The 24,931-nt window shown below is 72.6% G+C and carries 25 protein-coding genes; 10 read left to right on the top strand and 15 right to left on the bottom strand.

Translation table 11 applies throughout. The features are described from left to right. Positions 1-83 precede the first annotated feature (83 nt). From ACA089_RS02330 to ACA089_RS02315, 4 genes are all read left to right on the top strand, one after another. Positions 84-2,117, top strand: coding sequence for a TonB-dependent receptor plug domain-containing protein (locus tag ACA089_RS02330; RefSeq protein WP_372013017.1), 2,034 nt, complete (start codon positions 84-86; stop codon positions 2,115-2,117). After that, positions 2,105-2,590, top strand: a complete 486-nt coding sequence (locus ACA089_RS02325) for a YfiR family protein (RefSeq protein WP_372013015.1) — start codon at positions 2,105-2,107, stop codon at positions 2,588-2,590. Before ACA089_RS02330 ends, ACA089_RS02325 begins: the two co-directional genes overlap by 13 nt. Beyond that, on the top strand, positions 2,587-4,416 hold the full coding sequence (locus ACA089_RS02320) for a putative bifunctional diguanylate cyclase/phosphodiesterase (RefSeq protein ID WP_372013013.1): 1,830 nt from the start codon (positions 2,587-2,589) through the stop codon (positions 4,414-4,416). The genes ACA089_RS02325 and ACA089_RS02320 overlap by 4 nt, the downstream gene beginning before the upstream one ends. 67 nt (positions 4,417-4,483) lie before the next feature. Then, positions 4,484-5,386 (top strand): peptidylprolyl isomerase, encoded by a 903-nt coding sequence (locus tag ACA089_RS02315; protein WP_372013012.1) that lies wholly within the window; start codon positions 4,484-4,486, stop codon positions 5,384-5,386. Between the two features lie 31 nt (positions 5,387-5,417). Here the strand turns inward: ACA089_RS02315 and ACA089_RS02310 are convergent, their stop codons facing one another. Together ACA089_RS02310 and ACA089_RS02305 are read right to left on the bottom strand one after the other, a co-directional pair. Next, positions 5,418-6,299, bottom strand: a complete 882-nt coding sequence (locus ACA089_RS02310) for a DMT family transporter (protein WP_372017606.1) — start codon at positions 6,297-6,299, stop codon at positions 5,418-5,420. Between the two features lie 11 nt (positions 6,300-6,310). After that, on the bottom strand, positions 6,311-6,544 hold the full coding sequence (locus ACA089_RS02305; RefSeq protein WP_372013010.1) for a cyclase: 234 nt from the start codon (positions 6,542-6,544) through the stop codon (positions 6,311-6,313). A 114-nt stretch (positions 6,545-6,658) separates the two neighbouring features. On the opposite strand from ACA089_RS02305, the gene ACA089_RS02300 reads away from it, so the two are divergent. Together ACA089_RS02300 and ACA089_RS02295 are read left to right on the top strand one after the other, a co-directional pair. Further along, entirely contained in the window at positions 6,659-7,621 is a 963-nt protein-coding gene (locus ACA089_RS02300) for a LysR substrate-binding domain-containing protein (RefSeq protein ID WP_372013008.1), read from the top strand. Between the two features lie 71 nt (positions 7,622-7,692). Next, positions 7,693-7,986 (top strand): hypothetical protein, encoded by a 294-nt coding sequence (locus ACA089_RS02295; protein WP_372013006.1) that lies wholly within the window; start codon positions 7,693-7,695, stop codon positions 7,984-7,986. 29 nt (positions 7,987-8,015) lie between these two features. Here ACA089_RS02295 and ACA089_RS02290 read toward each other — a convergent pair whose 3' ends face one another. Together ACA089_RS02290 and ACA089_RS02285 are read right to left on the bottom strand one after the other, a co-directional pair. Beyond that, complete coding sequence (locus tag ACA089_RS02290; RefSeq protein WP_372013005.1) at positions 8,016-8,792, bottom strand: DUF4349 domain-containing protein; 777 nt, start codon at positions 8,790-8,792, stop codon at positions 8,016-8,018. Continuing rightward, on the bottom strand, positions 8,789-9,145 hold the full coding sequence (locus ACA089_RS02285; RefSeq protein ID WP_372013003.1) for a GFA family protein: 357 nt from the start codon (positions 9,143-9,145) through the stop codon (positions 8,789-8,791). The genes ACA089_RS02290 and ACA089_RS02285 overlap by 4 nt, the downstream gene beginning before the upstream one ends. Before the next feature lie 135 nt (positions 9,146-9,280). On the opposite strand from ACA089_RS02285, the gene ACA089_RS02280 reads away from it, so the two are divergent. After that, a complete protein-coding gene (locus tag ACA089_RS02280) occupies positions 9,281-11,083 on the top strand; it encodes a DUF885 domain-containing protein (RefSeq protein WP_372013001.1) in 1,803 nt (600 codons plus the stop codon). A gap of 172 nt (positions 11,084-11,255) precedes the next feature. Here the strand turns inward: ACA089_RS02280 and ACA089_RS02275 are convergent, their stop codons facing one another. Further along, complete coding sequence (locus ACA089_RS02275) at positions 11,256-12,899, bottom strand: serine hydrolase (protein ID WP_372012999.1); 1,644 nt, start codon at positions 12,897-12,899, stop codon at positions 11,256-11,258. A 151-nt stretch (positions 12,900-13,050) separates the two neighbouring features. Between ACA089_RS02275 and ACA089_RS02270 the strand changes: the two genes are divergently transcribed. Both ACA089_RS02270 and ACA089_RS02265 read left to right on the top strand, forming a co-directional pair. Continuing rightward, positions 13,051-13,878 carry a DUF72 domain-containing protein gene (locus tag ACA089_RS02270; RefSeq protein ID WP_372012997.1) on the top strand — a complete coding sequence of 276 codons (828 nt, stop codon included), beginning with the start codon at positions 13,051-13,053 and terminating at the stop codon, positions 13,876-13,878. A 49-nt stretch (positions 13,879-13,927) separates the two neighbouring features. Next, the gene (locus tag ACA089_RS02265; RefSeq protein WP_372012995.1) at positions 13,928-14,899 is read left to right on the top strand and encodes a DMT family transporter; all 972 of its coding nucleotides are present in this window, start codon (positions 13,928-13,930) and stop codon (positions 14,897-14,899) included. A gap of 28 nt (positions 14,900-14,927) precedes the next feature. On the opposite strand, the gene ACA089_RS02260 is transcribed toward ACA089_RS02265, so the two are convergent. The 9 genes from ACA089_RS02260 to ACA089_RS02220 form a co-directional block, all read right to left on the bottom strand. Then, positions 14,928-16,004, bottom strand: a complete 1,077-nt coding sequence (locus ACA089_RS02260) for a sensor domain-containing diguanylate cyclase (RefSeq protein ID WP_372012993.1) — start codon at positions 16,002-16,004, stop codon at positions 14,928-14,930. A 145-nt stretch (positions 16,005-16,149) separates the two neighbouring features. Continuing rightward, complete coding sequence (locus ACA089_RS02255) at positions 16,150-16,572, bottom strand: universal stress protein (RefSeq protein WP_372012991.1); 423 nt, start codon at positions 16,570-16,572, stop codon at positions 16,150-16,152. 79 nt (positions 16,573-16,651) lie between these two features. Then, positions 16,652-17,371, bottom strand: coding sequence for a pseudouridine synthase (locus ACA089_RS02250; protein ID WP_372012990.1), 720 nt, complete (start codon positions 17,369-17,371; stop codon positions 16,652-16,654). A gap of 48 nt (positions 17,372-17,419) precedes the next feature. Then, positions 17,420-17,731, bottom strand: coding sequence for an ArsR/SmtB family transcription factor (locus ACA089_RS02245; RefSeq protein WP_372012989.1), 312 nt, complete (start codon positions 17,729-17,731; stop codon positions 17,420-17,422). After that, entirely contained in the window at positions 17,728-18,234 is a 507-nt protein-coding gene (locus tag ACA089_RS02240; RefSeq protein WP_372012987.1) for a hypothetical protein, read from the bottom strand. The genes ACA089_RS02245 and ACA089_RS02240 overlap by 4 nt, the downstream gene beginning before the upstream one ends. Continuing rightward, positions 18,234-18,650, bottom strand: a complete 417-nt coding sequence (locus tag ACA089_RS02235) for a hypothetical protein (protein ID WP_372012985.1) — start codon at positions 18,648-18,650, stop codon at positions 18,234-18,236. The genes ACA089_RS02240 and ACA089_RS02235 overlap by 1 nt, the downstream gene beginning before the upstream one ends. Positions 18,651-18,832: 182 nt before the next feature. After that, positions 18,833-20,716: a DEAD/DEAH box helicase gene (locus ACA089_RS02230; protein ID WP_372012983.1), complete on the bottom strand. Its 1,884-nt coding sequence runs from the start codon at positions 20,714-20,716 to the stop codon at positions 18,833-18,835. 115 nt (positions 20,717-20,831) lie between these two features. Beyond that, entirely contained in the window at positions 20,832-22,016 is a 1,185-nt protein-coding gene (locus ACA089_RS02225; RefSeq protein WP_372012981.1) for a COG3904 family protein, read from the bottom strand. Positions 22,017-22,102: 86 nt separating this feature from the next. Further along, the gene (locus ACA089_RS02220) at positions 22,103-22,492 is read right to left on the bottom strand and encodes an MAPEG family protein (RefSeq protein ID WP_372012979.1); all 390 of its coding nucleotides are present in this window, start codon (positions 22,490-22,492) and stop codon (positions 22,103-22,105) included. A gap of 66 nt (positions 22,493-22,558) precedes the next feature. On the opposite strand from ACA089_RS02220, the gene ACA089_RS02215 reads away from it, so the two are divergent. Then, entirely contained in the window at positions 22,559-24,442 is a 1,884-nt protein-coding gene (locus tag ACA089_RS02215) for an FUSC family protein (RefSeq protein WP_372012977.1), read from the top strand. Here the strand turns inward: ACA089_RS02215 and ACA089_RS02210 are convergent. After that, complete coding sequence (locus ACA089_RS02210; protein WP_372012976.1) at positions 24,435-24,827, bottom strand: SpoIIAA family protein; 393 nt, start codon at positions 24,825-24,827, stop codon at positions 24,435-24,437. The two genes, ACA089_RS02215 and ACA089_RS02210, sit on opposite strands and share 8 nt — an antisense overlap. Positions 24,828-24,931 lie beyond the last annotated feature (104 nt).

The raw sequence follows: 24,931 nt of genomic DNA, 5'->3' as shown, positions 1-24,931 counted from the left end.
CATCGGGCACTTGCCGGCTACAGCGCATTCCGGGGAAGCCGCTAACGGTGGCGGGGCGGCTCGCCCCGGCACCCGATGCGAACATGCAATCCGAATCCTCCCTGGCGCAGCCCGCGCCGCGCCGGAATGCGCCGGACCCGAGAAGGCGTTCCCCGGCCGCGCTGGCGGCGGCCGTGCTGCTCGCCGGCGTCGCGCCGGCGACTCCCGCCGCGCCGGTGACCGACCTGTCCAACCTGTCGCTCGAGCAGCTGCTGGAGCTGGAGGTCGGCACCGCTTCGCGGTTCGACCAGAAGATCGAGCACGCGCCGTCTGCGGTCCAGGTGATCACCGCCCGCGAGATCCGGGCGCACGGCTGGCGCACCCTGGGTGAGGCGCTGGAATCGCTGCCGGGGCTGTACGTCAGCCATACCGGGCTGTACGCGTACCTGGGTGCACGCGGCCAGCTGCGTGCCGGCGACTACGACACCCGCTTCCTGCTGCTGGTCGACGGCCATCGCATCAACGATCCGGTCTACAGCCAGAGTCCGGTCGGCCATGAAGTACCGCTGGACATGTCGCTGGTGGAGCGCATCGAGTACGTGCCCGGCCCGGGCTCGGCGGTCTACGGCTCCAACGCGTTCTTCGGGGTGATCAACGTCCTGACCCGGGCACCGGCGGACATGGACGGCGGCCGGCTGGCGCTGTCCGCCGGCGGCCTCGGGTACCGCGGCGCGCAGGCGTCGCTGGGCGGCGGGAACATGCTGGGGCAGACCCTGCTGTCGGTGACGAGGTCGCACTCGACCGGACAGGACTACTTCTTCCCCGAGTTCGCCGACGGCGCCGGTGCGGGCTGGGCGCGTGGCATGGACGAGGAGGACGTGCGCCAGCTGATGCTGCGCCACCAGTCCGGCGGCCTGTCGCTGCTGCTGCTCGCCGGCCAGCGCGACAAGCAGGATCCGGTGGCGCCCTACGGGCAGCTCCACGGCGCCCCCGGTGCCGGCATCCAGGACCGCTGGATCGAACTGGGCGTGCAATACGGGCGCAGCGTGGACGACACACTCGCCTGGCAGTCGCAGCTGGACGTGATCGACTACCGCTATCTCGGCGACTACCTGTACGACGACGGCGACGGTGGCGTGCTGGTCAACCGCGACGTCGCCAGCGGCCTGTCGCTGGTGCTGGGCAGCCGCCTGGTGAGCACCGCGTTCGCGCGCCATACGCTGGTGGCCGGCTTCGAGGCGCAGCTGGACCGCGCCGTGGAACAGGTCAACTACGACCTCGACCCGTATGCGTCCTACCTGCGCACCCGCAACGACATCGATACGTTCGGGGTCTTCGTCAACGACGAGATGGTCCTCGGCGGCAGCTGGCGGCTCAACGGCGGCCTGCGCCTGGACCGGAGCGACATCGGCGCGCTGCGCCTGAGCCCGCGCCTGGCGCTGGTATCGACGCCGCCCGGCGGCACGACCTTCAAGGCGATCGTCGGCAAGGCCTACCGCTCGCCGAACGCGTACGAGCGCTTCTACCACGTCGACGGGGACGGATCCTCCCAGCTCGCCAACCCGTCGCTGGGTGCCGAGAGCATCGTCGCCACCGAGCTCTTCGCCGGCCGCAACCTGGACGAGCACCACCGGCTGGAGCTTTCGCTCTACCGCTATCGCCTGCGCCACCTGATCACCCTGGTCGGCAGCGGCGAGGACACGCTGACCCTGCGGAACGCCGCGAGCGCCTCGTCCACCGGCGCGGAGCTGTCGTTCCTGCGCCACTGGGACAACGGATCGGTGCTGCGCGCCAGCTATTCCTACGCGCGCGTCGACGACTCCGAGCAGGCCACGCCACTCAACGCGCCGCGCGGCATCGCCCGCGTCTCCGCCTTGCTGCCGCTGGCGGATCACCTGACCGGCGCGGCGAGCGCGATCCATGTCGACCGCCGCGCCACCCGCGACGGCTGGGTCGCGGCCTACACCCGACTGGACGCCAACCTGCTGTGGGAACCGCCGGCACCCTTCACCGTGTCGGCCGGCGTGCGCAACCTGCTGGACGAGGACTACGCCGATCCGGCCGGACCGGAGTTCACCCAGCAGGCGATACCGCAGCGCGGGCGCGAGTACCGGATCGAGTGGGCATGGCGCTTCTGAACCGCTGGCGCTGGCTGCTGCTGTCGGTGCTCGCCGCGGCAGCGCCGGCGCGCGCACAGGTCGACGAATCGGCCCTGAAGGCCGCCTTCGTCTACAACATCGTGGCGTTCTCGCAGTGGAACACGCCACGCGATGCGCAGGTGGTGAGCGTGTGCGCCGATGCCGGGCCCTCGCTGGATGGCGCACTGCAGGCGCTGGACGGACGCGCCCTCGGCACCCGCACGATCGCCGTGCACCCGCGGGCGGCCGGCGTGGCATGCGACGTGCTCGTGCGCGGCCGCGAGCGTCCGGCCGCTGCGGCGCCCGGCGTGCTGGTGATATGCGACGGGTGCGAACTTCCCGACGAAGTGACGGCGGTCTCGCTGGTGCGCGTCGAGAGCCGGGTGAGGTTCGAGATCGCGACCGTCGCGGCCGGCCGCGCCGGGCTCACCTTCAGCAGCCAGCTGATGCAGCTGGCGAGGCGGGTGCTGTGACCCGGCCGTTCGGCGCCACCGGCGCGGGCAATCTCCGGTCGAATGCCACCGGCGCGGCCCTGGCCCTGGCCCTGGCAGGCGGATTGCTGCTGCTGCTCCAGTACGTGAGCCTGCGGCGCGAGGCGCTGGCCGACGCGTCGGCGCAGGCCCAGCTGGTGGCCTCCACCAGCGCGGCGGCGGTGGTGTTCCACGACCGCGATAGCGCGCAGGCCACGCTCGCGACGCTGGGCCCGGTCGCCTCGATCCGCAGCGCGAGCATCACCAATGCCGCGGGCGAGGTCGTGGCCACCTACCCCGGGCCCGGGCACGCGGCCGAGCCCTGCCATCTGGACTGCCCGGCGGTGGAGGCGCCGGTCCTGTTGCGCGGCGAGCGCGTGGGCGCGGTGCAGATGCGCCTGGACCTGCGCCGCGTGCATGCGCGGCTGTTCGGCCTCGCCGGCGCCTTCGTGGTCGCCGCGTTCGGCGCCTTCGCGCTCACCCTGCCACTGATGCGGCGGATGCGCGCGCGCGTCCGCGCGGCCGAGGCCCGCCTGGACCGCCTCGCCCACTACGACGCGGTGACCGGCCAGCAGAACCGCAACGCCTTCAACGCCTGCCTGGGCCACCCGCCGCGGCTGGCCGAAGGCAAGCAGCACGCGCTGATGCAGCTCGACCTGGACCGGTTCAAGGAGGTCAACGACACCCTCGGCCATGTCGGCGGCGACGAGCTGCTCCGGCAGGTCGGCGAGCGCATCGCCACCACGCTGCGCGACGGCGACCGCCTGTTCCGCCTCGGCGGCGACGAGTTCGCCGTTCTGGTCGCCAATGTCGGTTCGGCGCGGGAGGCGCGCCAGTTCGCCGACGCCATCCTGGACCAGTTCGACCCGCCGTTCGGGGTGGGCGGGCAGCAGCTGCAGGTCACGGCGAGCGTCGGCGTCAGCCTGTGGCCGGACGACGCCGCCGGTTTCGCCGACCTGGCCGGCAACGCGGACGCTGCGATGTACGCGGCCAAGCGCGAGGGCCGCCGGCGGGTGGCCCTGTACGAACCACGCCTGCGCGAGGAGCAGGCCGAGAAGCTGAGCCTGCAGGCCGACCTCCGCCGGGCGCTGGACGCCGGCGAACTGCGCCTGCACTACCAGCCGCAGGTCGATGCGCGCGACGGCGCCCTGCTCGGGGCCGAGGCGCTGCTGCGCTGGGACCACCCGCTGCGCGGGGCGATCCCGCCCTCGCGCTTCATCCCGATCGCCGAGGACAGCGGCCTGATCGTGGACATCGGCCGCTGGGTCATACGCGAGGCCTGCGGGCAGGCGGCGGCGTGGCGGCGGCAGGGGTTGGGCCGGCTGCGGATCGCGGTCAACCTGTCCGTCCGCCAGACCCGCGACGACGAGCTGCCGGCGTTCATCGACGAGGTGCTGGCGCGCCACGGGATGCCGGCCAACTTCCTCGAGCTGGAGATCACCGAGAGCGTGCTGCTCGAGGACGCCGACCACGCGATCTCGCAGCTCGCACGGCTGCGCGCGCGGGGCCTGCACCTGGCGATCGACGACTTCGGCACCGGCTACTCCTCCATGGCCTACCTCAAGCGCCTGCCGATCGACAAGCTGAAGATCGACATGACCTTCGTGCAGGCCATTCCCGGCGACGGCGAGGCCATTACCACGGCCATCCTGGCGATGGCCCGGCAGCTGGGACTGCAGGTGGTGGCCGAAGGCGTGGAAACGGAACGGCAACAGGAGTTCCTGCGCGTGGCCGGCTGCGACCAGATCCAGGGATTCCGCATCGGCCGTGCCCTCGACGCGCAGGCATTCGCCGAGCGCTGGCTGGGACGCGCGCAGCGCGCGGGCTGAGCCGCCCCGCCGCGCGGCGCGGGCGAGGCCCTAGAATCGGGCTTCTTCCGCCGGAGTCGTCCCGCCCATGCGCACCGTTGCCCTCTCCGCCTGCCTGCTGCTGGCCCTGGCCATGCCGGCCGCCGCGCAAACGCCCTACCGCAGCATGCAGCAGATCCTGGATGCCTCGCCGGCCGCCGACTGGCGGGTGCCGGCGGCCGCGGACACGCTGTACCTGGAACTGGATGCCGGGCGCGTGGTGATCGAGCTGGCGCCGGGCTTCGCACCCCGGCACGTGGACAACATCCGCACGCTGGCCCGCGGCGGATTCTGGAACGGCACCAGCATCTACCGGGTGCAGGACAACTTCGTCGCCCAGTTCGGCGACGCCGACGCCGACGACCCGGCCAGGGCGCGGGACCTGGGCACGGCGCGGCGCAAGCTGCCGGCCGAATTCGAGCGCGATGCGGAAGGCATCGCCTTCGACGTCCTCCCCGATGCCGATGGCTGGGCGCCGCAGGTCGGGTTCGCCGATGGCTTCGCCGCCGGACGCGACCCGCAGTCCGGCAAGGCTTGGATGGCGCACTGCTACGGCGTGGTCGGCGCCGGCCGCAACCTGGAGGCCGACAGCAGCCTGGGCGCCGAACTCTACGTGGTGATCGGCCAGTCGCCACGCCAGCTCGACCGCAACATCACCCAGGTGGGCCGCGTGATCCAGGGCATCGAACTGCTCAGTGCGCTGCCGCGCGGGCCCGAGCCGATGGGCTTCTACGCCGAGGCGGCGCAGCGCACGCCGATTCGCGCGGTCCGGCTGGCCAGCGAGGTGCCCGAAGCCGAGCGCACGCACCTGCAGCTGCTGCGGACCGGTACCCGGACCTTCCGCGACGTGGTCGAAGCGCGGCGCAACCGCCGCGACGAGTTCTACAAGCGCCCGGCCGGGCACATCGACCTGTGCAACGTGCCGCTGCCCGTGCGCGCGGCGAAGGACTGAAGCGCGACCGCCCGGCGATGGCCGGGCCCGGTCAACGCGCCCGCTGGCTGATCGCCACGCTGCCGAGGATCAGCGCGCCGGCCAGGACCATCTTGAGCGTCACCGCCTCGCCCAGCAGCAACCAGGCGAACAGGGCGCCGAACAGCGGCACCAGGTAGGTCACGGTGGACGTGCGCGCGGCGCCGATGCGGTGGATCAGCCCGTAGAAATAGATGAAGGCCAGTCCGGTGCACAGCACGCCCAGCCCGACCGCCGACGCCCAGGCCACCGCCGGCACCGGGCCGGTGGGCCAGTGGGTGACGGCCAGCGGCAGCAGCAGCAGCGCCGAGCAGCCCAGGGTCACCGCCGCCGATGCGGCCGGCGGCAGCCCCACCATGTAGCGCTTCACCAGGTTCAGGCCCACCCCGTACAGCAGCGAGGCGGTCGCACCGGCGAGCACGGCCGGACCGAGCGTGAGCCCGGACACCTTGGCCGTGGCCAGCACCACCACGCCGGCGAATCCGGTGACCAGCGCCACTGCGCGCCGCAGGCCGATCTTCTCGCCGAAGGCGAGGAAGGCCACCAGCGCGGCGAACAGCACCGTCATCGCATTGCAGATCGCGCCGATCGCGGCCGGTGCGCGCTGCGCCGCCCAGGCGAACAGCAGGAACGGAATGGCCGAATTGATGATCCCGATCGCCGCCAGTCGTGGCCACAGCCGCAGCGGGAACTGCGCACGCGCCAGCCACAGGAACGGCAGCAGCACCAGCGCGCCCAGCGCCAGGCGCAGCTCGACCAGCGCATAGGGGCCGAACGCCGGCGCGGCGACCCGCATGAACAGGAACGAGCCTCCCCAGACCGCGCCCAGCGCAAGGATTTCGACCGGCGTGCGCCAGTCCCGCGCGACCGCGGCCGGGGCCGTCCCGGCCGGAATGGTCGGCCCGCTCACGGCGCCGACCCGGCGGACGCGGGGCTGCGCTTGTGCGCCTCGGCGATCACCCGCGCATTGGAGATCCGCACCGTATCGACCATCAACAGCCGCATGTCGTCGACGACCTGGCGCGCCAGCGCCGCCTCGTCGATGGCCCGGCCCGGGATGTCCAGGCGGAAGTCCCAGCCGCGCAGGCCGCCGCCGTTGGCGAACGCGATCTCGAAATCGAACAGCACCCGGTGTTGCACGTCTTCGCTCCTTCTGGGACCACGCCGCGGGGGAACGCCAGCTTCCGCCTGCCGGCACCGCCCCACAAGCGCGTAGTATCGAACCGAGCCACAAATCTCACTCATGCCTCGACCATGAACCTGCGCCCCACCCTGCTGCCCGCGCTCGGCGTGTTCGCCGCCGCCGCGCGCCACCAGAACTTCGCCCATGCCGCCGAAGAACTGCACCTGACCCCGAGCGCGGTCAGCCACCACGTGCGCAAGCTGGAAGCGCTGCTCGGCGCACGGCTGTTCCAGCGCCACGCGCGCGGCGTCGTGCTCACCCCCGAGGGGCGCCAGCTGGCGGACGCCGCCAGCGCCGCGCTGGCCGACGTCGAGGCGGTGGCGGGCAACCTGCAGCCGGCGGCCGGGATCGCCGTGCTGCGGATCAGCACGCTGCACTCGTTCGCCCACTGCTGGCTGCTGCCGCGGCTGCCCTCGTTCTGCGCAGCGCACCGGCACGTCCGCCTGGAGGTGGACACCAGCACCGCGCTCGCGCGCTTCGAGGAGGGAGGACCCGACCTGGCCATCCGTTACGGGCCCGGCCACTGGCCGGGGCTGGCCGCCCACCACCTGATGGACGACGAACTCTTTCCGGTCGCCTCGCCGTCGCTGCCCGGACTGGCGCCGGACATGGCGGCGCGCGACATCGCCGCGCTGCCGCTGGTGTCGGACATGGCCCTGCAGGGCTGGCGCGAATGGTTCCATGCCGCCGGCGTGCGCGGCCACGCGCTGCCACCGATGCACACCTTCTGCGACAGCACCGACGCGATGGCCGCGGCGGTGCACGGCCTGGGCGCCGCGCTGGCGCGCACCCACATCGCACGGCCCTACCTCGACCGTGGCGACCTGGTGCGACTGCCCGGACCGGCGCTGAAGGCGCGTTTCGCCTACCACGCGGTGTATCCGGCACACCGCTTGCCCGCGCCGGCGGCGGCGCTGTTCCTTGACTGGCTCAAGCGCCAGGCGCAGGACGACGGCCGGCGCATGGCGGGCGGACCCGACGCTCCGGCGATGCGCCGCGCGGCGACGCGGAAGCGGCCGCGCGCCGCCGCCTGACGCGCCTTCATCACCCGCCGTTGATGATGCCGGCGGCAGTCTGGAATCGCACCACGCGAGGAACCGACGCCATGCCCCAGCTCCGCATCCGCATCACCGGCAGCGACGACGACCTGCGTGCCGTGGCCGACCTGCTGCAGAGCGTGGAAGGCATCGAGCACGTCGAGGAAGTGGACGACCTGATGCCGCACATGGACGACGACGACTCAAGCTCGGCCGGCCTGTCCGACGACATGGGGCCCGGCACCCATTCGCTGGAAGTGGAAGCACCCAACGACTACACCGCCGGCCGCGTGCGCGAGGCGGTCGAGGAGCTCGCGATCCGCCTCGGGCTGGTGGTGGAATTCGAGGCGGCCGACGAATAGGCCCGGGCCGGGCACGTCCGGGGCCGCGCTCAGCTGCGCCGCCTGCGCAGCCGCCGCCACAGCGCCAGCAGCACGCCCGCCGCCAGCGCCACCGGTATCAGGAACGCGACCGCGCGAATGGTCCACGCCGTGCCGGTGGCCAGCGTCGCGGTGAAATCACGCATCGCCTGGACGATCTCGCCGCGCCCGCCGCGGCCGCCCGCCGGCTGGAAGCGCAAGGTCAGCTTCTGCGTGTCCAGGCGCCGCTGCTGCTGCGCGGACTCCTGCGCGGCCGCCTGCAGCTGCGCGTCCACTTCGGCCAGCTGCCGGGACAGGGCGATCATGTCGGCCACCGCCAGGTCGCGTCGCTGCTGAAACTCCAGCAGGCGCGCCTGCTCGCCCCGCAGCCGCTGCTGCAGCCGCTCGTTGTCCTGCACGGCCCGGGCCAGGTCTTCGGCATGGGTACTGCGGCTCCCGATCGCGGCACCACGACTCGCCGCGGCGATCATCGGCTCCACGCCGGCGGGCACGATCCTCACCACCAGCCGTGCCGACGGCCAGTCGCCGCCCTCGTGCCCGACCTCCAGCACGTCGCACGCCCCGAAGGTGGCCTGCTGGCAGGCCGCCTGTGCGCCCGCCAGGCGCGCGGCCAGCCCGTCCGGTTCCAGGTCGATGCGCACGTCGTGCTCGTAGGCCAGGAACCCGCCACGGGGCGCGTCGCCGCCCGCGGCCCCCGAGGGCAGGCCGGCAGCCTCCTTCGAACATCCGCCGGCCAGCAGGGCGAGGCAGGCCAGCGCGGCCGCGGCGGTACCGCTGCCCGGGCTCAAAGGCTGGCGCCGTCGAAGGCCTGGATCTTCAGCGCCGCCAGGTCCACGTCCGGCAGGCAGCGCACGTTGACCGCGACCATCGCCGCGCCGGTCTTGCGGTCGCTGCCCTCGCTGAACGGCGCGATGCCGCAGACCGTGCAGTGATGGTGGGCCAGGTGCTGCTTGTTGAAGCGGTAGGTGGCCAGGTCCGACTCGGGCGTCGTCAGCTGCAGGGCGTCGCGGGGCGCGAACCAGAGCAGGCCGCCGCGCCGGCGGCACATCGAGCAGTTGCAGTCGTAGACCTCGGCGATGCCGTCCCCGACCTCGACTTCGTAGGCGATCCGGCCGCAGTGGCAGCCACCGGCGAGCTTCATGGGCGTGCTCCGTGATGGGGGCTACAGGGTAGCCCCCCCGCCCGGCCCCGTGCACGCCCGGGCGGCCGCGGGGCACGTGCACCGCCGGGCGGTGGAAGCCTATGCTTGGCGCTTCACGTCACGCCGGAACCACCGATGCGCCATTCCCTGCTCGCCCTCGCCCTCCTCGCCAGCCTGGCCGCCTGCCACAAGGCCGAGACGCCCGAAGCTCCCGCCGCCCCCGGCGCCACCGCGGCCGCCTCGCAGCCGGACGCGGCCTTCGCCGACCTCTCCAGGCGCGCCCTCGATGGCTGGCTGCAGCTGTCGCCGGTCGGCGCCACCCAGGTCGGCGACCACCGCTACGACGCCGAGCTGGACGACCTCAGCGCCGAAGGCCGGCAGAAGTCGCTCGATCTGGCCAGGAAGCTCCTCGCCGAGCTCGAGGCGATGGACGTGGCCGCGCTCTCGCGCGAGAACCAGGTCGATGCCGCGATCCTGCGCAACCAGCTCAGGTACGACATCTGGAACGCCGAAGTCCTGCAGGGCTGGGCGTGGGATCCGCAGGTCTACAGCAGCCTGGCCGGGGGCGCCCTCTACGGGTTGATGGCGCGCGAGTTCGCGCCGGTGCCGGAGCGGATGGCCTCGGCCACCGCGCGCATGGAGAAGATCCCGGGCCTGCTGGCGCAGGCGCGCGCGAACCTCGACCCGGCGCGCGTGCCGAAAGTCCATGCCGAGACCGTGGCCCGCCAGAACGCGGGCATCCTGAGCATCGTCGACACGTTCATCGCGCCGAACCTGGGCCAGCTGCCCAATCCCGAGCGCGAACGCGCGGAGAAGGCCATCGCCGGCCTGAAGGCGGCCGTGGCCGAGCACCAGGAGTGGCTGGACAAGACCCTGGTGCCGAACGCGAAGGGCGAGTTCCGGATCGGCGCGGAGAAGTACGACCAGAAGCTGCAGTTCGCGCTGCTGTCCTCGCTGTCGCGCGCCGACATCAAGCAGCGCGCCGAGGCCGAACTGGTGCGCGTGCGCGGCGAGATGTACGGCATCGCGCGCCAGGTGCTGGCCGGCAAGCCCGGCGCGCCCGCGCTGCCGGAGAACCCGACGCCCGAACAGCAGCAGAAGGCGATCGAGGCGGCGCTCGAACTGGCCTACGCCGAGCGCCCCGCGCGCGACAAGGTGGTGGCCGATGCCGAGGCGGCGCTGGCCCGCGCCACCGAGTTCGTCCGCGCCAAGGACCTGGTGACCCTGCCGGACGCGCCGGTCGAGATCATCGAGATGCCCGAGTTCCAGCGCGGCGTGGCGGTCGCCTACGCCGACTCGCCCGGCCCGCTCGACAAGAACCTGAAGACCTTCTACGCGGTCTCGCCGATCCCGGAGGACTGGTCGCAGGAGCAGGTCGACTCGTTCCTGCGCGAATACAACTCGCGCATGATCGAGCTGCTGAGCATCCACGAGGGCACGCCGGGCCATTACCTCGAGGGCTGGCACTCTGCGAAGTTCCCCTCGACCCTGCGCGCCGTGCTGCGCTCGGGCATGTTCGCCGAAGGCTGGGCGGTCTACACCGAGAAGATGATGGCCGACGCCGGCTACCTCGACAACGACCCGCTGTTCCGCCTGGTCCAGCTCAAGTTCTACCTGCGCACCATTGCCAATGCGATCCTCGACCAGGGCGTGCACGTGGACGGATGGACCCGCGAGCAGGCGATGGACCTGATGGTGAACCAGACCTTCCAGCAGGAGCGCGAGGCCGCCGGCAAGTGGGTGCGCGCGCAGCTTACCTCCGCCCAGCTGCCGACCTACTTCGTCGGCGTGCAGGAGCACTTCGACACGCGCAAGGCGGTGGAGCAGAAGCAGGGCGACCAGTTCGACCTGAAGGCCTACCACGACCAGGTCCTGTCCTACGGCGCCCCGCCGGTGCGCTTCGTGCGCCAGCTGATGCTGGAGCAGCCGATCGAGTGAGACGCTCCCCGCGGGCGGCCGTCGTGGCGCTCGCACCGATACAGGAAGGCCCGGCTTGCGCCGGGCCTTTTTTCTGGCCGTCGCCGCCTTGCATCCACCACCCGTCGGACGCACACCGCGGTCCAGCAACACCCGGCCGTCCCGGCGGACGCCGGGACGATGCGACGCCGGTTCAAGGCACCGGCGTCAGCGCCAGGTCATGGAAGTCGAAGCTGAAGTCGGTGAGGTCGGAGGCCGCTTCCATCCGCGCCTCGCGCACCCGGCCGTCCGGGTCGAGGGCGAAGCTCACGAAGGCGTCGCCGTTGAGCGTGCGGTCGTCCCACTTCACCAGGAACGTGTCGTGCTGCCAGTGCTGCAGGGTGCCGGTGAGCAGCGGGCTGGGCTTGAAGCGCATCCGCAGCGTGCCACCCTCCTGCGCGATCTCCACGTCGCCGTACCACGGATCGCGGTAGAGGCCGGCATAGCCGGACAGCGGCAGCGAGGGTTCCGAGCGCGCGTCGCGCGCGGCCACGCGCGTGCGCCACGCCTCGTCGGCCTTCGCCCGCGCCTTGTCGGCGGCGGCGGCATAGGCGGCGATCCAGTCGGTGCGCTGCGCCGGCTGCAGGAAGGCGTCCAGGACCTGCATGGTCAGCGCATTGAACGCGCCTCCGGCTTCCTGGTTGGTCAGCACCACGATGCCCAGGTCGCGGCCCGGCACCAGGGTCACCCGCGAGACCATGCCCGGCCAGCCGCCGGTGTGCCAGACCAGCTTCTCGCCACGGTAGGACGAGGTGATCCAGCCTTCGCCGTAGCCGAGGAACTCCGGTCGCGCGGCCGCCAGTTCCGGCACCGCGGGTTCGGCGATCGGCATCGGCGAGAGCAGCGACCACATCTCCTTCTGCCGCTTCTCGGGGAACAGGCGCTGTTCGCGTCCCTGCGCATCGGTGAAGCGGCCGCCGGCCAGCTGCGCGGTCATCCAGCGGGCCATGTCGTGCACGCTGGAATAGATGCCGCCGGCGCCGGCGGCGTTGTGCCAGGTCAGCGGGAACGTCGGCTGCAGCGTGGTGAAGTCGGCCTTGGCGTGGCCGGTGGCGGCGCGGTCGCCGGGCCGCAGCGCATCGGCGTTGTAGCGGGTGCGCGCCATGCCCAGCGGGGTGAAGAAGCGCTGCTGCAGGAACTGCGCGTATGTCTGGCCCGACACCTGCTCGATCAGGCGGGTGGCGACCGCGTACAGGATGTTGTCGTAGGCGTAGCGCTCGCGGAACCCGGTCTTCAGCGGTACGTCCTTCAGCCGCCGCACGACCTCCTCGTTGCTGTAGCCGCTGCCCGGCCAGAACAGCAGGTCGCCGGCCCCCAGCCCGAGGCCGCTGCGGTGGGTCAGCAGGTCGCGGACCCGCATGTTGGCGGTCACGTACGGGTCGGACATGCGGAAGTCCGGCAGGTGGTCGAGCACGCGGTCGTCCAGCGACAGCTTCCCGTCCTCGGCCAGCATCGCCAGCGAGGCGGCGGTGAAGGCCTTGGTGTTGGACGCGATCGCGAACAACGTGTGCTCGTCCACCGGGTCCGGCCGCCCCGTTTCGCGCAGGCCCCAGCCGCGTTCCAGCACCACCCGTCCGTCCTTCACCACCGCCACGGCGATGCCGGGCACCTCGAAGCGTTCGCGGACCTGTTCGACCCACGCATCCAGGGCCGCCGGATCGAGCCGGCCTTCGGCGGTCGCCGCGACGGCCGGGCCCGGCGACGCCACCCCGTCGGCGGCGGCGGCGAGCGGGACGAGCAGGCAGAACGACAGCAACAGGGACAGGGTTGTCCGGTCGGACGGGCAAGGCAGGCGCATGCGTCGGGTTCCAGGCAGTGAAGCCTCGATTCTAGGCACGCACGCGGCCACGACGTCAGTGCAGGACGACGGGCGCGACCGCGCCGCGTCGACACGGGCTCCCGAAGCACGCGTCTATCATCGGCGGCTCGACACAGACGCGGTGACGCCGATGCCCGACCTCTTCGCCTCCGCCGGGGCCGGCACCCGGCATCCCGGGATCCACGTCGGCATCGGCGGCTGGACCTACGCGCCGTGGCGCGGCGGCATGTTCTATCCCGAGGGGCTGGTGCAGCGGCGCGAGCTGGAGTACGCCAGCCGCCAGCTCACCGCCATCGAGATCAACGGCACCTACTACGGCACGCAGAAGCCGGCCACCTACGCCAGATGGCGCGACGAAACCCCGCCGGGCTTCCTGTTCAGCGCCAAGGCGCCGAAGCGGATCATGGCCAGCCGGCGGCTGGCCGGCACCGGCGCCCAGGTCGAGGATTTCGTCGGCGGCATCGTCGAACTCGGCGACCGGCTGGGGGCGCTGCTGTGGCAGTTCGACCGTGGCCAGGCGCCATCGCCGGAGGAGCTGGCGGCCTTCCTCGACCTGCTGCCGGCGCAGGCCGGTGGCCGCCACCTCCGCCATGCGCTGGAACTGCGCGATTCCAGGCTGTTCACCCCGGCGCTGCTGGCGCTGCTGCGCGCCCGCAACGTGGCCCTGGTGTTCGCCGGCTCGGACGAACACCCGTCCTTCGCCGACACCACCGCCGACTTCACCTACGCCCGCCTGATGCAGTCGCGGGCCGGGCTGGCGCAGGGCTACCCGGCCGCCGAGCTGGAGGCCTGGGCGCGGCGTGCGCGCGCCTGGGCCGAGGGCGGCGACCCGGACGACCTGCCGCACCTGGAGCCGCCGAAGCCCGGCAGCACGGCGCGAGAGGCGTTCGTGTTCTTCATCGCCAGCGCCAAGGAGCGCAATCCGGCCGCCGCGCAGGCGCTGCTCGCCCGGCTGTGAGCGCGTCCCGGCCATCCGCTCCGGCGCGCGGCCGGGCGATAATGCGCGGATGCCGATGACCGACCGCGCCCGGGCGCAACTGCACATCCATTTCTGCGTCCTGCTGTGGGGCTTCACCGCGATCCTCGGCAAGCTGATCACCCTGCCCGCCCTGCCGCTGGTGTGGTGGCGCATGCTGCTGGTGGTGGCGGCGCTGGCGCTGGTGCCGCGGGTCTGGCGCGGCCTGCGCGCCCTGCCGCCACGGCTGGCGCTGGCCTATGCCGGCATCGGCGTGCTGGTCGCGCTGCACTGGCTGACCTTCTACGGCGCGATCAAGCTGGCCAACGCGTCGGTCGCCGCGACCTGCATCGCACTGGCACCGGTGTTCACCGCGGTGATCGAACCGTGGGTGGCGCGCCGGCCGTTCCGTCCGCGCGAGCTGGCGCTGGGCGTGGCGGTGCTGCCCGGCGTCGCGCTGGTCGTCGGCGGGGTGCCGGACGGCATGCGCCTGGGGGTGGCGGTCGGCGCGATGTCGGCGCTGCTGGTCGCGCTGTTCGGCTCGTTCAACAAGCGCCTGGTCGAACATGCCGACCCGCTGACGGTGACCGGCATCGAACTGGGCGCCGGGACGCTGGCCCTGACCGTGCTGGCGCCGCTCATGCCGCTGCTGTTCCCGGCCTTCTCCGGCGACCTGCTGGTGTTGCCGGGACTCGGCGACGGCGCGCTGCTGCTGGTCCTGGCGCTGGGCTGCACCCTGCTGCCGTTCGCCCTGTCGCTGGTGGCGTTGCGCCATCTCAGTGCGTACACCGTGCAGCTGGCGACCAACCTGGAGCCGGTCTACGCGATCGTGCTGGCGGCGCTGCTGCTGGGCGAGCAGCGCGAGCTGGCGCCGCTGTTCTACCTGGGCGTGGCGATCATCCTCGGCGCGGTGTTCCTGGACCCGCTGCTGGCCCGGCGCGGGCGCGGCGGGGCTGCGACGGAGGAACACGTCCACCACCCCGAAGTGCTGGGCACCTCCGAAGCGAAGCAGCTGGTGGACTGAAGGACGCCGGGGCCCCGCGCCCCGGGCGTCAGTGGCTTTCGTCGACCTCGACCCGGTCGCGGCCGCCGCGCTTGGCGCGGTACAGCGCCTCGTCGGCGCGGGCGATGGTCTGCGCCGGATCCTCGCCGGCGCGCCACTGCGCCACGCCGATGCTGCCGCTGACCACCAGCCCCACCGGCAACGCGGCGATGCCCTGGCGCAGGAACTCGCACTGCAACCGGGCCTGGTCGAGCGCCGTATCCGGCATCAGCACCGCGAATTCCTCGCCACCGTAGCGCGCGGCCATGCCGGCCGCGGCGAAATGCGATTTCAGCAGCAAACCCGTTTCGGCCAGCACGCGATCGCCCTCGGCATGCCCGTTCACGTCGTTGATGGTCTTGAAGTGGTCCAGGTCCAGCAGCGCGACCGACAGCGGCGACCCCAGGCGCGTGGCGCGCTCGATCGCCCCGCCGAGCGCCACCGTGAACGCCCGCCGGTTCGGCAGGCCGGTCAGCGGGTCGGTGCGGGTCTGCTCGGCGAGGTCGGCGTTCTGCGCCTCGAGCAGCTGCGAATACTGGTTGAGCTGCTGCTCGTACCAGTCGCGTTCGCGGATCTGGACGTTCAGCGCGCGCGTGGTCTGCCGCAGCTCGATCAGGTGCGCGGCCTGCCGCGCCAGCGCCCGCAAGGCGTCGGCCTGGGACTCGCTGAGCCGCCCCGGCTGGTCGTTGAACACGCACAGCGTGCCGAGCGGCAGCCCCTCGCCGTCCAGCAGCGGCACGCCAGCATAGAACCGCACGCGCAGGCCGCCGGTCACCGCGGGATGGTCGACGAAGCGTTCGTCGCCGTGGGTGTCTTCCACCAGCATCAGCCGCCGCGGCTCGAGGATGGCCATGGAGCAGAACGACTCGCCGCGCGGTCCTTCGCGGGAATCGAATCCCTGCCGCGCCTTGAACCACTGCCGGTCCTCGTCCACCAGCGTGACCGCGCCCATGGGCGTGCCGCAGATCGTGGTGGCGACGCTCACCAGGTCGTCGAAGGCCTGTTCGGGCGGGGTGTCCAGCAGGCGGGTCGCCTGCAGCGCGAGCAGTCGCTCGCGCTCGTTGGCGGGCTTGGCGGGTCGCTGCATGCAGTCCTCCTCGGCGGGCGGGCAGAGTATGCCAAGCCCGCGCCGCCGGGAGCGTGACGTCGCCCGCATCCATGGCAGCAGCGCGCCAGCCGCCGTACCGCACCCGTGGACCGCACCCGTGGCCGGGCCGGACGCGTGCCTGCGCTCAGTTGACGACCAGGACGGGCACCGGGCTGAGGGCGACGACCTTCTGCGTGACCGACCCGACCAGCAGGCTCTTGAGGGCGCCCTTGCCATGGCTGCCGATCACGATCATGTCGGCCTTCGCCGCCTTCGCCTCCGCCAGCAGGCTGGGCACGATCTCGCCCAGCGCCCGCCGCTCCTGGAAGGGCAGCCGGGTGCGCTTGAGCGCCGGGCGCACCTTGCCCAGCGCGGCTTCCCACTGGGCGTCGTAGTAGCGCCCGGGGCCGGCCTTGCCGAACTCCTTTTCCGCCGCGGCCGACAGGCGCGGCACCACGTTGAGCACGTGCAGCTGGGGCACCGTCTTCAACGCCTTGGCCAGTTTGGCCACGTGCCGCACCGCGGCCACGCCGACCGCGCTGTCGTCCACCGCCAGAAGGATCTTCATGGTCCTGCCTCCTCGTCGCATCGTCGGGATGATGGTACCGCCGCCACGGCGGAGCGGTTTGATCCGGATCAAACCGGCGTCACAGGTCCTCGCGCCCGGGGAGCAGGCCGCGCAACTCGGCGTCGGTCAGGTTGCGCCACTGCCCCGGCTTGAGCGCGCCGAGCCTGATGTTGTCGATGCGGACGCGGCGCAGCTGGGTGACGCGGTAGTCGAATGCCGCGGCCATCAGCCGGATCTGCCGGTTGAGGCCCTGCTCCAGCACGATGCGGAAGCCGAACTTGGCGATCCGCGCGGTCCGGCACGGGAGGGTCGTCTGCCCGTGGACCCGGACCCCACGCGACATGCCACGCAGGAACTCGTCGGTAACCGGCTTGTTCACCGCGACCAGGTATTCCTTCTGGTGGCGGTTCTCGGCGCGCAGGATGTCGTTGACGATGTCGCCGTTGCTGGTCAGCAGGATCAGGCCTTCTGAGTCCTTGTCCAGGCGGCCGATCGGGAAGATCCGCTGCTCGTGGCCGACGAACTCCACGATATTCCCCTTCACCGCCGATTCGGTGGTGCAGGTGATCCCGACCGGCTTGTTCAGCGCGATGTAGACGTGCCTGCGCTTGCCGGCCTTCGCCGTCCGCGCCTTGAGCGGCTGGCCGTCGACCAGCACGGCGTCGCCCTCGCCCACCACCGCGCCCGTCCCGGCCGGCTGGCCGTTGACGGTGACGCGCTTCTCTGCGATCAGGCGGTCGGCCTCGCGGCGGGAACAGAAGCCGGTTTCGGCGATGTGCTTGTTGAGGCGGACGGTCATGCCGCCATTATCGGCCATGCCGCGCCGGATGCGCCGCCGCCGGGCCGATCAGCGGGCGGCCTTCTTCGCCCGCGCCTCGCGCTTGAGCGGGCCGCCCACCGGGCAGATCTCGAACGCGAACTGGGTCAGCGTGTTGACCAGGCTGTCGGGCACCAGCCGGTACACCACGTACTGGCCGCGGCGTTCGGAAGCCACCAGGCCGGCGTTCTCGAGCACCGCCAGGTGGCGGGACACCGCCGGGGCGCTCATCTCGAAGCGCGCGGCGATGTCGCCGGCCGGCAGCTCCTGCTCGGACAGGTAGGCGAGGATCTGGCGGCGCGGGCTGGAGGCGAGTGCCTCGAAGATCTTGTCGGTGCTCATGGCGGGTTGGACGGTTCCGGCGCCGGGAACGACCCGGCGCGATGCTGCAGGCAACGCCAGCACGACCAGAATACCAGCGCGCAGGCGGCACCCAGCGCCCCGAAGATGAACATGCGTTCCAGGTGGCGCAGCACGCCGGCCAGGGTCGGCGCGCCATCGCGGACGAGGATGGCCACGTGCCCGTGCCAGTCTTCCTGGACGAGCAGGCCGGGAGGTGCGGTCCAGTACGGCCACGACACCAGCGCCATCGGCAGCAGTCCGCAGGCGAAGCCGGCCATTGCCAGGTTCACCGCACCGAGCCTGCCCCGGCGCCGCAACAGCAGGAAGGCCGGCACGCCCAGCAGCAGCACGTGCGGCGCAGCCACCACCACCGTCGCCAGCGCGAACACGGGTTCGCCTTCGAAGCGGCCGGTGGCCAGCCACATCCCCGCCTCCACGAGGACGGGCGGCGCCAGCATGGAAGCCAGCGCCGCCAGCGCGATCCGCGCCGCGTCACCCCGCATCAGCGGCGCTCGGGCGGCAGCGGCGGCAGGTGGGTGGGCAGCGGTGCGCGCAGCGCTTCCTGCCCGTGCGCCCATCCGGCGACCGTGCGGCCGTAGCGGGCGATCATCGCCATGTTGAAGAAATGCATGGCGCCCAGCACCAGCACCGACAGGCCGATCTTGGCGGCCACGTACGGGATCATCGCGGCCTCGGCCCTGGCCACGTTCCAGCCGTCCATGCGCAGGGCGATGAAGCCGATGTTGACCAGGTAGAAGCCGACCACCAGCAGGTGGTTGGTCGACTTCGCCAGCTGCTCGTCCTGGCCGAAGCACTTCACCAGGAACACCTCGCCGTTCCTCGACAGCGTGCGCGCGACCCAGATGGTCATGGCGATGGAAATGCCCAGGTACAGCAGGTAACCGAGTTCGAGGACCATGGCGACGCTCCTTCTTCCGGGTGGTGGATTCTTGATTTGCTTATTTAACTAAAATGCTAATTGATTAATTAAGCAAGTCAAGACCCCCGGCGCGGCGCGCCGACAGACGGTCGCCGGGCCAGCAAAAAGGCCGGCCCCTGCGGGCCGGCCTCCGGATGTCGCTGCAGCTGTGGCCGTGCCGGTCAGCCGCGCGGCTTGGGCGGGCCCTTGCGGTGCGGTTTCGCGGGAGCCGCGGCATGCCGCCCCGGGCGCGCCCCCTGCGGGCGGAAGCGACCCGTCGGCGCATGGCCGGACGGCGCATGGCTGCCGTCCCAGCGGCTGATCCGCAGCTGCTGGCCGACCACCCAGGCCTTCTGCAGGTGCGACATGATCTCCGCCGGCATGCCCTCGGGCAGGTCGAGGATCGAGTGGTCCTCGTGGATGTCGATGCGGCCGATGAAGCGGCTTTCCAGCCCGGCCTCGTTGGCGATCGCGCCGACGATGTTCCCCGGCTTGACCCCGTGCACGTGGCCGACCTCGACCCGGTAGGTCTCCATGCCCGCCGACGGCGCTTCGCGCGGCGGCTTGGACGTCCGCGGCGGACGCGCGCCGTATTCGCCCTCGGCCGCGCGTGGCGGTCGCGGCGCGAACCCGTCGCCGTGCTCGCGCGGCGGGCGCGGCCCGCGGCGGTCGTCGTGGTCGCCCTGGCGCGGCTCGCGTTCGAAGCGCGGCGCGCGCGGCGGCGGATCGTTGGCTTCCAGCAGCAGCGGCGTGTCGCCCTGCAGCAGCCTGGCCAGCGCCGCGGCGACTTCGGACTCGGGCAGGCCATGTTCGCCGGCATAGCGCGCGACCAGGTCGCGGTACGGCTCCAGGCCGCCGGCTTCCAGCGCACCGGAAATGCGCTCGAAGAACTTCGCCACGCGGCGGTCGTTGACCGCCTCCACGCTCGGCAGGCGCATTTCCTCGATCGGCTGCCGGGTGGCGCGCTCGATCGCGCGCAGCATGCCCTTCTCGCGCGGGGTGACGAACAGGATCGCCTCGCCGCTGCGGCCGGCGCGGCCGGTGCGGCCGATCCGGTGCACGTAGCTTTCGGTGTCGTACGGGATGTCGTAGTTCAGCACGTGGCTGATCCGTTCCACGTCCAGGCCGCGCGCGGCGACGTCGGTGGCGACCAGCACGTCGAGCTTGCCGTCCTTGAGCTGCTGGATGATCCGCTCGCGCTGCTGCTGCTGCAGGTCGCCGTTGATCGCGGCCGCGGCCTGGCCGCGCGCCTGCAGCTTCTGCGCCAGTTCCTCGGTGCCGGCCTTGGTCCGCGCGAACACGATCATCGCGTCGAACGGCTCGGCCTCGATGATCCGGGTCAGCGCGTCGAGCTTGTGCATGCCGCTGACGAACCAGTAGCGCTGCCGGATGTTGGCCGAGGTCGTGGTCTTGGCCGCGATGGTGACTTCGGCCGGATCCTTCAGGTAGGTCTGGGCGATGCGCCGGATCGGCGGCGGCATGGTCGCAGAGAACAGCGCCACCTGGCGGGTCGGCGGGGTCTTCTGCAGCACCGCCTCGACGTCGTCGATGAAGCCCATCCGCAGCATCTCGTCGGCTTCGTCCAGGACCAGGCAGCGCAGTTCGGAAAGGTCCAGCGAGCCGCGGTTGAGGTGGTCGATCACCCGGCCCGGGGTACCGACGACCACGTGCACGCCGCGGCGCAGCGCCGCCAGCTGCGGGCCGTAGCCCTGCCCGCCGTAGATCGGCAGGACGTGGAAGCCGGGCATCTTCGTGGCGTAGCGCTGGAACGCCTCGGCCACCTGGATCGCCAGCTCGCGCGTGGGCGCCAGCACGAGGGCCTGCGGCTTGGTCCGCGACAGGTCGAGGTTGGCCAGCACCGGCAGCGCGAACGCGGCGGTCTTGCCGGTGCCGGTCTGGGCGGTACCGAGCACGTCGCGGCCGGCCAGCAGCGCCGGGATGGTGGCGGCCTGGATCGGCGACGGCGATTCGTAGCCGACCGCGGCCAGCGCGGCCAGCAACGGTTCGGGCAGGCCGAGGTCGCCGAAACGCGGCGCGGCGGGGGATTCTTGTTCGGGGGCGGACATCCGAGGGCTCCGGCGGCGCGCGGGATGGCGCGGCGAACGTGCGGGGAAGGCCGGGTATTGTGCGCCGATGGCCGGGGCTTGTCGCGCCGCGCCTGAATACGGGGTCCTGCCCCGTTCAGCCGCCTTCCGGCGGCCGCGGCGCGGCCGGCTCGCCAGCGGACTGTGCTTCGTCGCCCTGCCCCGTCGCGCGCGCGGCGGCCTGCGCCCCGGCCGCGGCTTCGGCCGCCTGGGGCAACTCGAGCACCTCGGGCAGTTCGTTGAACTCGGCCAGCGGGCTCTCGGCCGGGCAGTCGTCGTCGGGGAAGCCGAAGTCGCGCCGCAGCTGCAGCCCGCACGCGTTGAGCGCATGCACCTCGCCCTGCTGCGCGCGGCAGCGCTCGTCGAACGCGCGCACCCACGCGTCACGCCGGCGCATGAAATCGTCGCCGCACTTGTCCAGCAGGCGCACCCGGTCCAGGTCGTCCTGGGCGGCGTTGTTGCCGTCCAGGCCGTACAGCGCCAGTTCGTCGCCGGTGAGCAGCCGCAGGCTGCGGTTGGGCACGGTCTTCATCACGTCGGCCAGCAGCGGCGAGGCGCCGTTGCGCTCCAGGTACTCGCGCACGGTGCCGTATACCGCCTGCAGTTCGGTATTGAGTTCGGTGCGGCTGGTGGCGGTGGAACTGAGCCGGATGATGCGGTGGATGCCGACCCGCCCGGCCAGCCGGCGGCTGTCGCCCCCGGCCAGCACGAACACGCAGGCGCTGTGGCACACCGAATCCTCGCGCACCCAGATCGTCCAGCGGTTGCCGCCGATCCAGTCGCCGGCGCGGATCGCGTCCTCGACCTGGCCACCGGTGGAATCCAGGTCCAGCACCCGGCTGTCGATGCCGAGGCTGTCGGCGACCCGGGTGACGCGCTCGACCAGGGCGGTGAAGTCGCTGGCGATCTTGCCGCGGTAGCGCAGGCGCACGACGTCGCCGTCGCGGCACGGCTCCAGCAGGTGCCGCAGGTTGGCGCGGCTGGGGGCCTCGACCGCCTCGCCGTCGCCCTCCCGGTAGTCGAGCCGGCAGTCGATCCAGGCCTGCCCGGAGGCCAGCTCGATCGGCGACCAGTCGGCCACCTTCGCGGTCGGCGGCAGCGGGACCGGCGCCGGCGCGGCCGGTGGCGTGGTCATGGGCGCGCGACTGACCGCGCCCCCTTCCTCGGGCGAGGCGACCGTCTGGGTCTGCACCGCCTCCACCGGCGCCGGGGCCGGTCCGCGGCCACAGCCCGCCAGCAGCCCGAGGCTGGCCAGGAGCAGGCAGGCGCGCAGGTTCGGCATCGGGGACACGTCACGCAGGGTGGGAACCGCTCCCAGTCTAGGCGCGGGCACCGGCGCGCGCCGAACGCGCGATGAACGCGGCGGCCTCAGCGCAGCAGCGGCACGAGCACCATCGCGAGGCCGGCCATCGCCACCACCCACGCGAGCGAGCGCAGGTAGCGCACCGCACCCATGTACAGCGGCACGTAGACGACGCGGGCCCAGAAATACAGCTGCACGCCCAGCGCGCTGTGGTCGCCGGTGCGGCCGGCGACGGTCACCGCCAGTACGGCGGCGGCGAAGAACGGGAACGTCTCGAGGAAGTTGCGGAACGCCCGTTCGCTGCGCCCGGCCACGCCGCTCACCGGCGGCGAGGAATCGCGCGGCCCGGTGTTCCAGGCCAGCCCGCGCTGGCGCGTGACCAGCAGGTCGGCGACCAGCAGCTGGACGAAGCCCAGCACGATGGCCCACGCGAGGAACTTCAGCTCGATACCCATGCGTCGTCTCCCTGGAAGTGCGGCCAGCCTAGCAGGGGCGCCCGCCGCGGCCGGTAACATGCCTGCATGAGCGCGTCCGCCCCGCCTCCCGCGCCGCGACCGGATGCGCGCGCCCTGTTCGGCGAGATGCGCCGGATCCGGCCCTCGCCGCCCCAGCGCTGGGCGTTCGCCCTGCGCGCGGCGCTGGCGATGGGGGTGCCGATCCTCGCCGGCTGGCTGGCGGGCGACCCGGCGGCGGGGATGATGGCGACCATCGGGGCCTTCACCGCGCTGTACTGCAGCGGCCGTCCGTACTACGCGCGGGGCATCGCCCTGGCGGTGATCGCCGGTGCCTTCGCCGCCGCGGTGATGTTCGGCCTGTGGCTGGAGCACTGGCCGTGGCTGGTCGTCCCCGTGCTGGCGCTGGTGGCGATGCTCGCCACCTGGTTGTGCCGGGCGACACGGATCGGGCCGCCCGGGGCCTACATGTTCGTGCTCGCCTGCGCGGCCGGCACGGCGATGCCGGCCCAGCACCTGTCGCCCTGGCATGCGGGCAGCCTGGTTTTCGCCGGCGGGGCGTTCGCCTGGCTGCTGCACATGGCCGGTGCCCTGGCCTCGCCGCGCGGGCCCGAGCGCAAGGCCGTGGCCGCCGCGGGCACGGCGGTGGCGGCGTGGCTCGGCCTCGACCGCGATGCACCAGCCCATGCGCACCACCAGGCACGCCGGCAGGCGGCGCAGGCCCTGCACGACAGCTGGCAGATGCTGGTCGGGTTCCAGCCGGTCCCGGCGCGGGCCAACGGCGAACTGGCGCGGCTGCGCGGGCTCAACCGCGAGCTGCACCTGCTGTTCGCCTCGACCCAGGGCGGCGCGGGCACCGGGCTGCAGCGCAGTGCGCTGCAGCAGCGCGCGCGGGCGCTGGCCGAGGAGGCGCGCCAGCCCGCGATCCGGCGACCGGCGTCGCTGCCGCCCGCGTCGGTGCCGCAGGGCTACCCGCGTTCATGGACCCTGCTGCGCGAAGGCATCGCGCCCGGCACGAACGCGCTGCGGGTCGTGCTGCGGGTCGGCGTGGCCACGTTGCTGGCCGGCGCCGTCGCCGGCGCGCTGGACCTGGAGCGGGCGTACTGGGCCATCGCCGCGGCGCTGCTGATGCTGCACCAGGGCTTCGACTGGCCGCGCACGCTGCAGCGCAGCCTGGAACGCACGCTGGGCACCTGGGCCGGCCTGCTGCTCGCCGGCGCGATCCTGTGGCTGCACCCGTCGGGCCCCTGGCTTGCGCTGGTGGTCATGGCGCTGCAGTTCGCCATCGAGATCGCGGTGGTGCGCAACTACGCGCTGGCCGTGGTGTTCATCACCGGCGTGGCGCTCACCATCGCCAGCGGCGGCCACCCCGTGGACGACATCGGCGGGCTGCTGCTGGCGCGGGGCCTGGACACCGTGCTCGGCTGCGCCTGCGCGCTGGCGGCGTTCCGCCTGCTGCCGCCCCGCGCCGACGCACGCACCGTGGCCGGCGGCATCGGCAAGTGCCTGGCGGCCGCCGCCGAGGTCTGCGTCCACCTCGCGGCGGGCGACACCACCGGGCCTGCGGCGCGCGAGGCGCGGCGCACCCTACAGCACCGTTCGTTCGTACTGGAACAGACCACGGACGAGGCGGTAGCCGGCTCGGAATCGGAGCGGCGCGACGCCGCGACCTGGTGGCCGGCGGTGGCCGCCTGCCAGCGGCTGTGTTACCGGCTCCTGGCCGCCTGCTGGGACCGCGAGCGCGACCCCGGATCGCCCGCGGAGGCCGACACCATCCCACCCGGCGACGCCGATGCCTCGAGGCTGGCTCCGCTGCTGGACGCGCAGGCGCAGGCCTGGCTGCACCTGCGGCCGCCGCCGGCGCTGCAGGCGGAGGTGGCCCTGCTGTCGCCGGAGCTGGGCGACCTGCGCGACTTCCTGGACCGCCAGCTGCGGCCCGCCGCGCTCAGCTGACCGCCGCCGCGTCGGGGTCCACCGCCCCCGCCCAGGCCATCGCCACGCCCGCCTGGTCGCGCTCGAAGCTGCGGATCTCGGTCGCGGGGAAGAAGCGCGCCGCGACCCCGGTGACGGCCGCCAGCCAGCGCTGGTCGGTCACGATCGCACCCCGCGCGAACCGCTCGAACTGGCCGATCCTGCCCAGCGTGTATCGCAGGTCGCGCGCCACCGCCGCCGGGGTGATCCCGGTGATGTCGAGCATGTCGCAGTAGATGCCGATCCGCCGGTGCCTCGCCAGGCGCGCCTCGATATCGGCGATGCAGGCGTCGTAGTCGTCGGCGGTGAGGATGCCGCTGAAGCGGTAGGCGGCCAGGTGCGGAAGCGACTGCAGCACTTCGAACATCGCGGACTCCCGGAGGACGGCGTGGCCCAAGCCTACGCCGCGGCGGCGAACACGGGGTGAGCGGTTCCTTGCCGCGTCCTGAACATGGCCGCCGGCAGCCTGTC

The organism is Pseudoxanthomonas fibrivorans (assembly GCF_041464125.1).
Classification (GTDB): domain Bacteria; phylum Pseudomonadota; class Gammaproteobacteria; order Xanthomonadales; family Xanthomonadaceae; genus Pseudoxanthomonas.
This window is presented reverse-complemented; position numbering and strand designations above follow the sequence as displayed.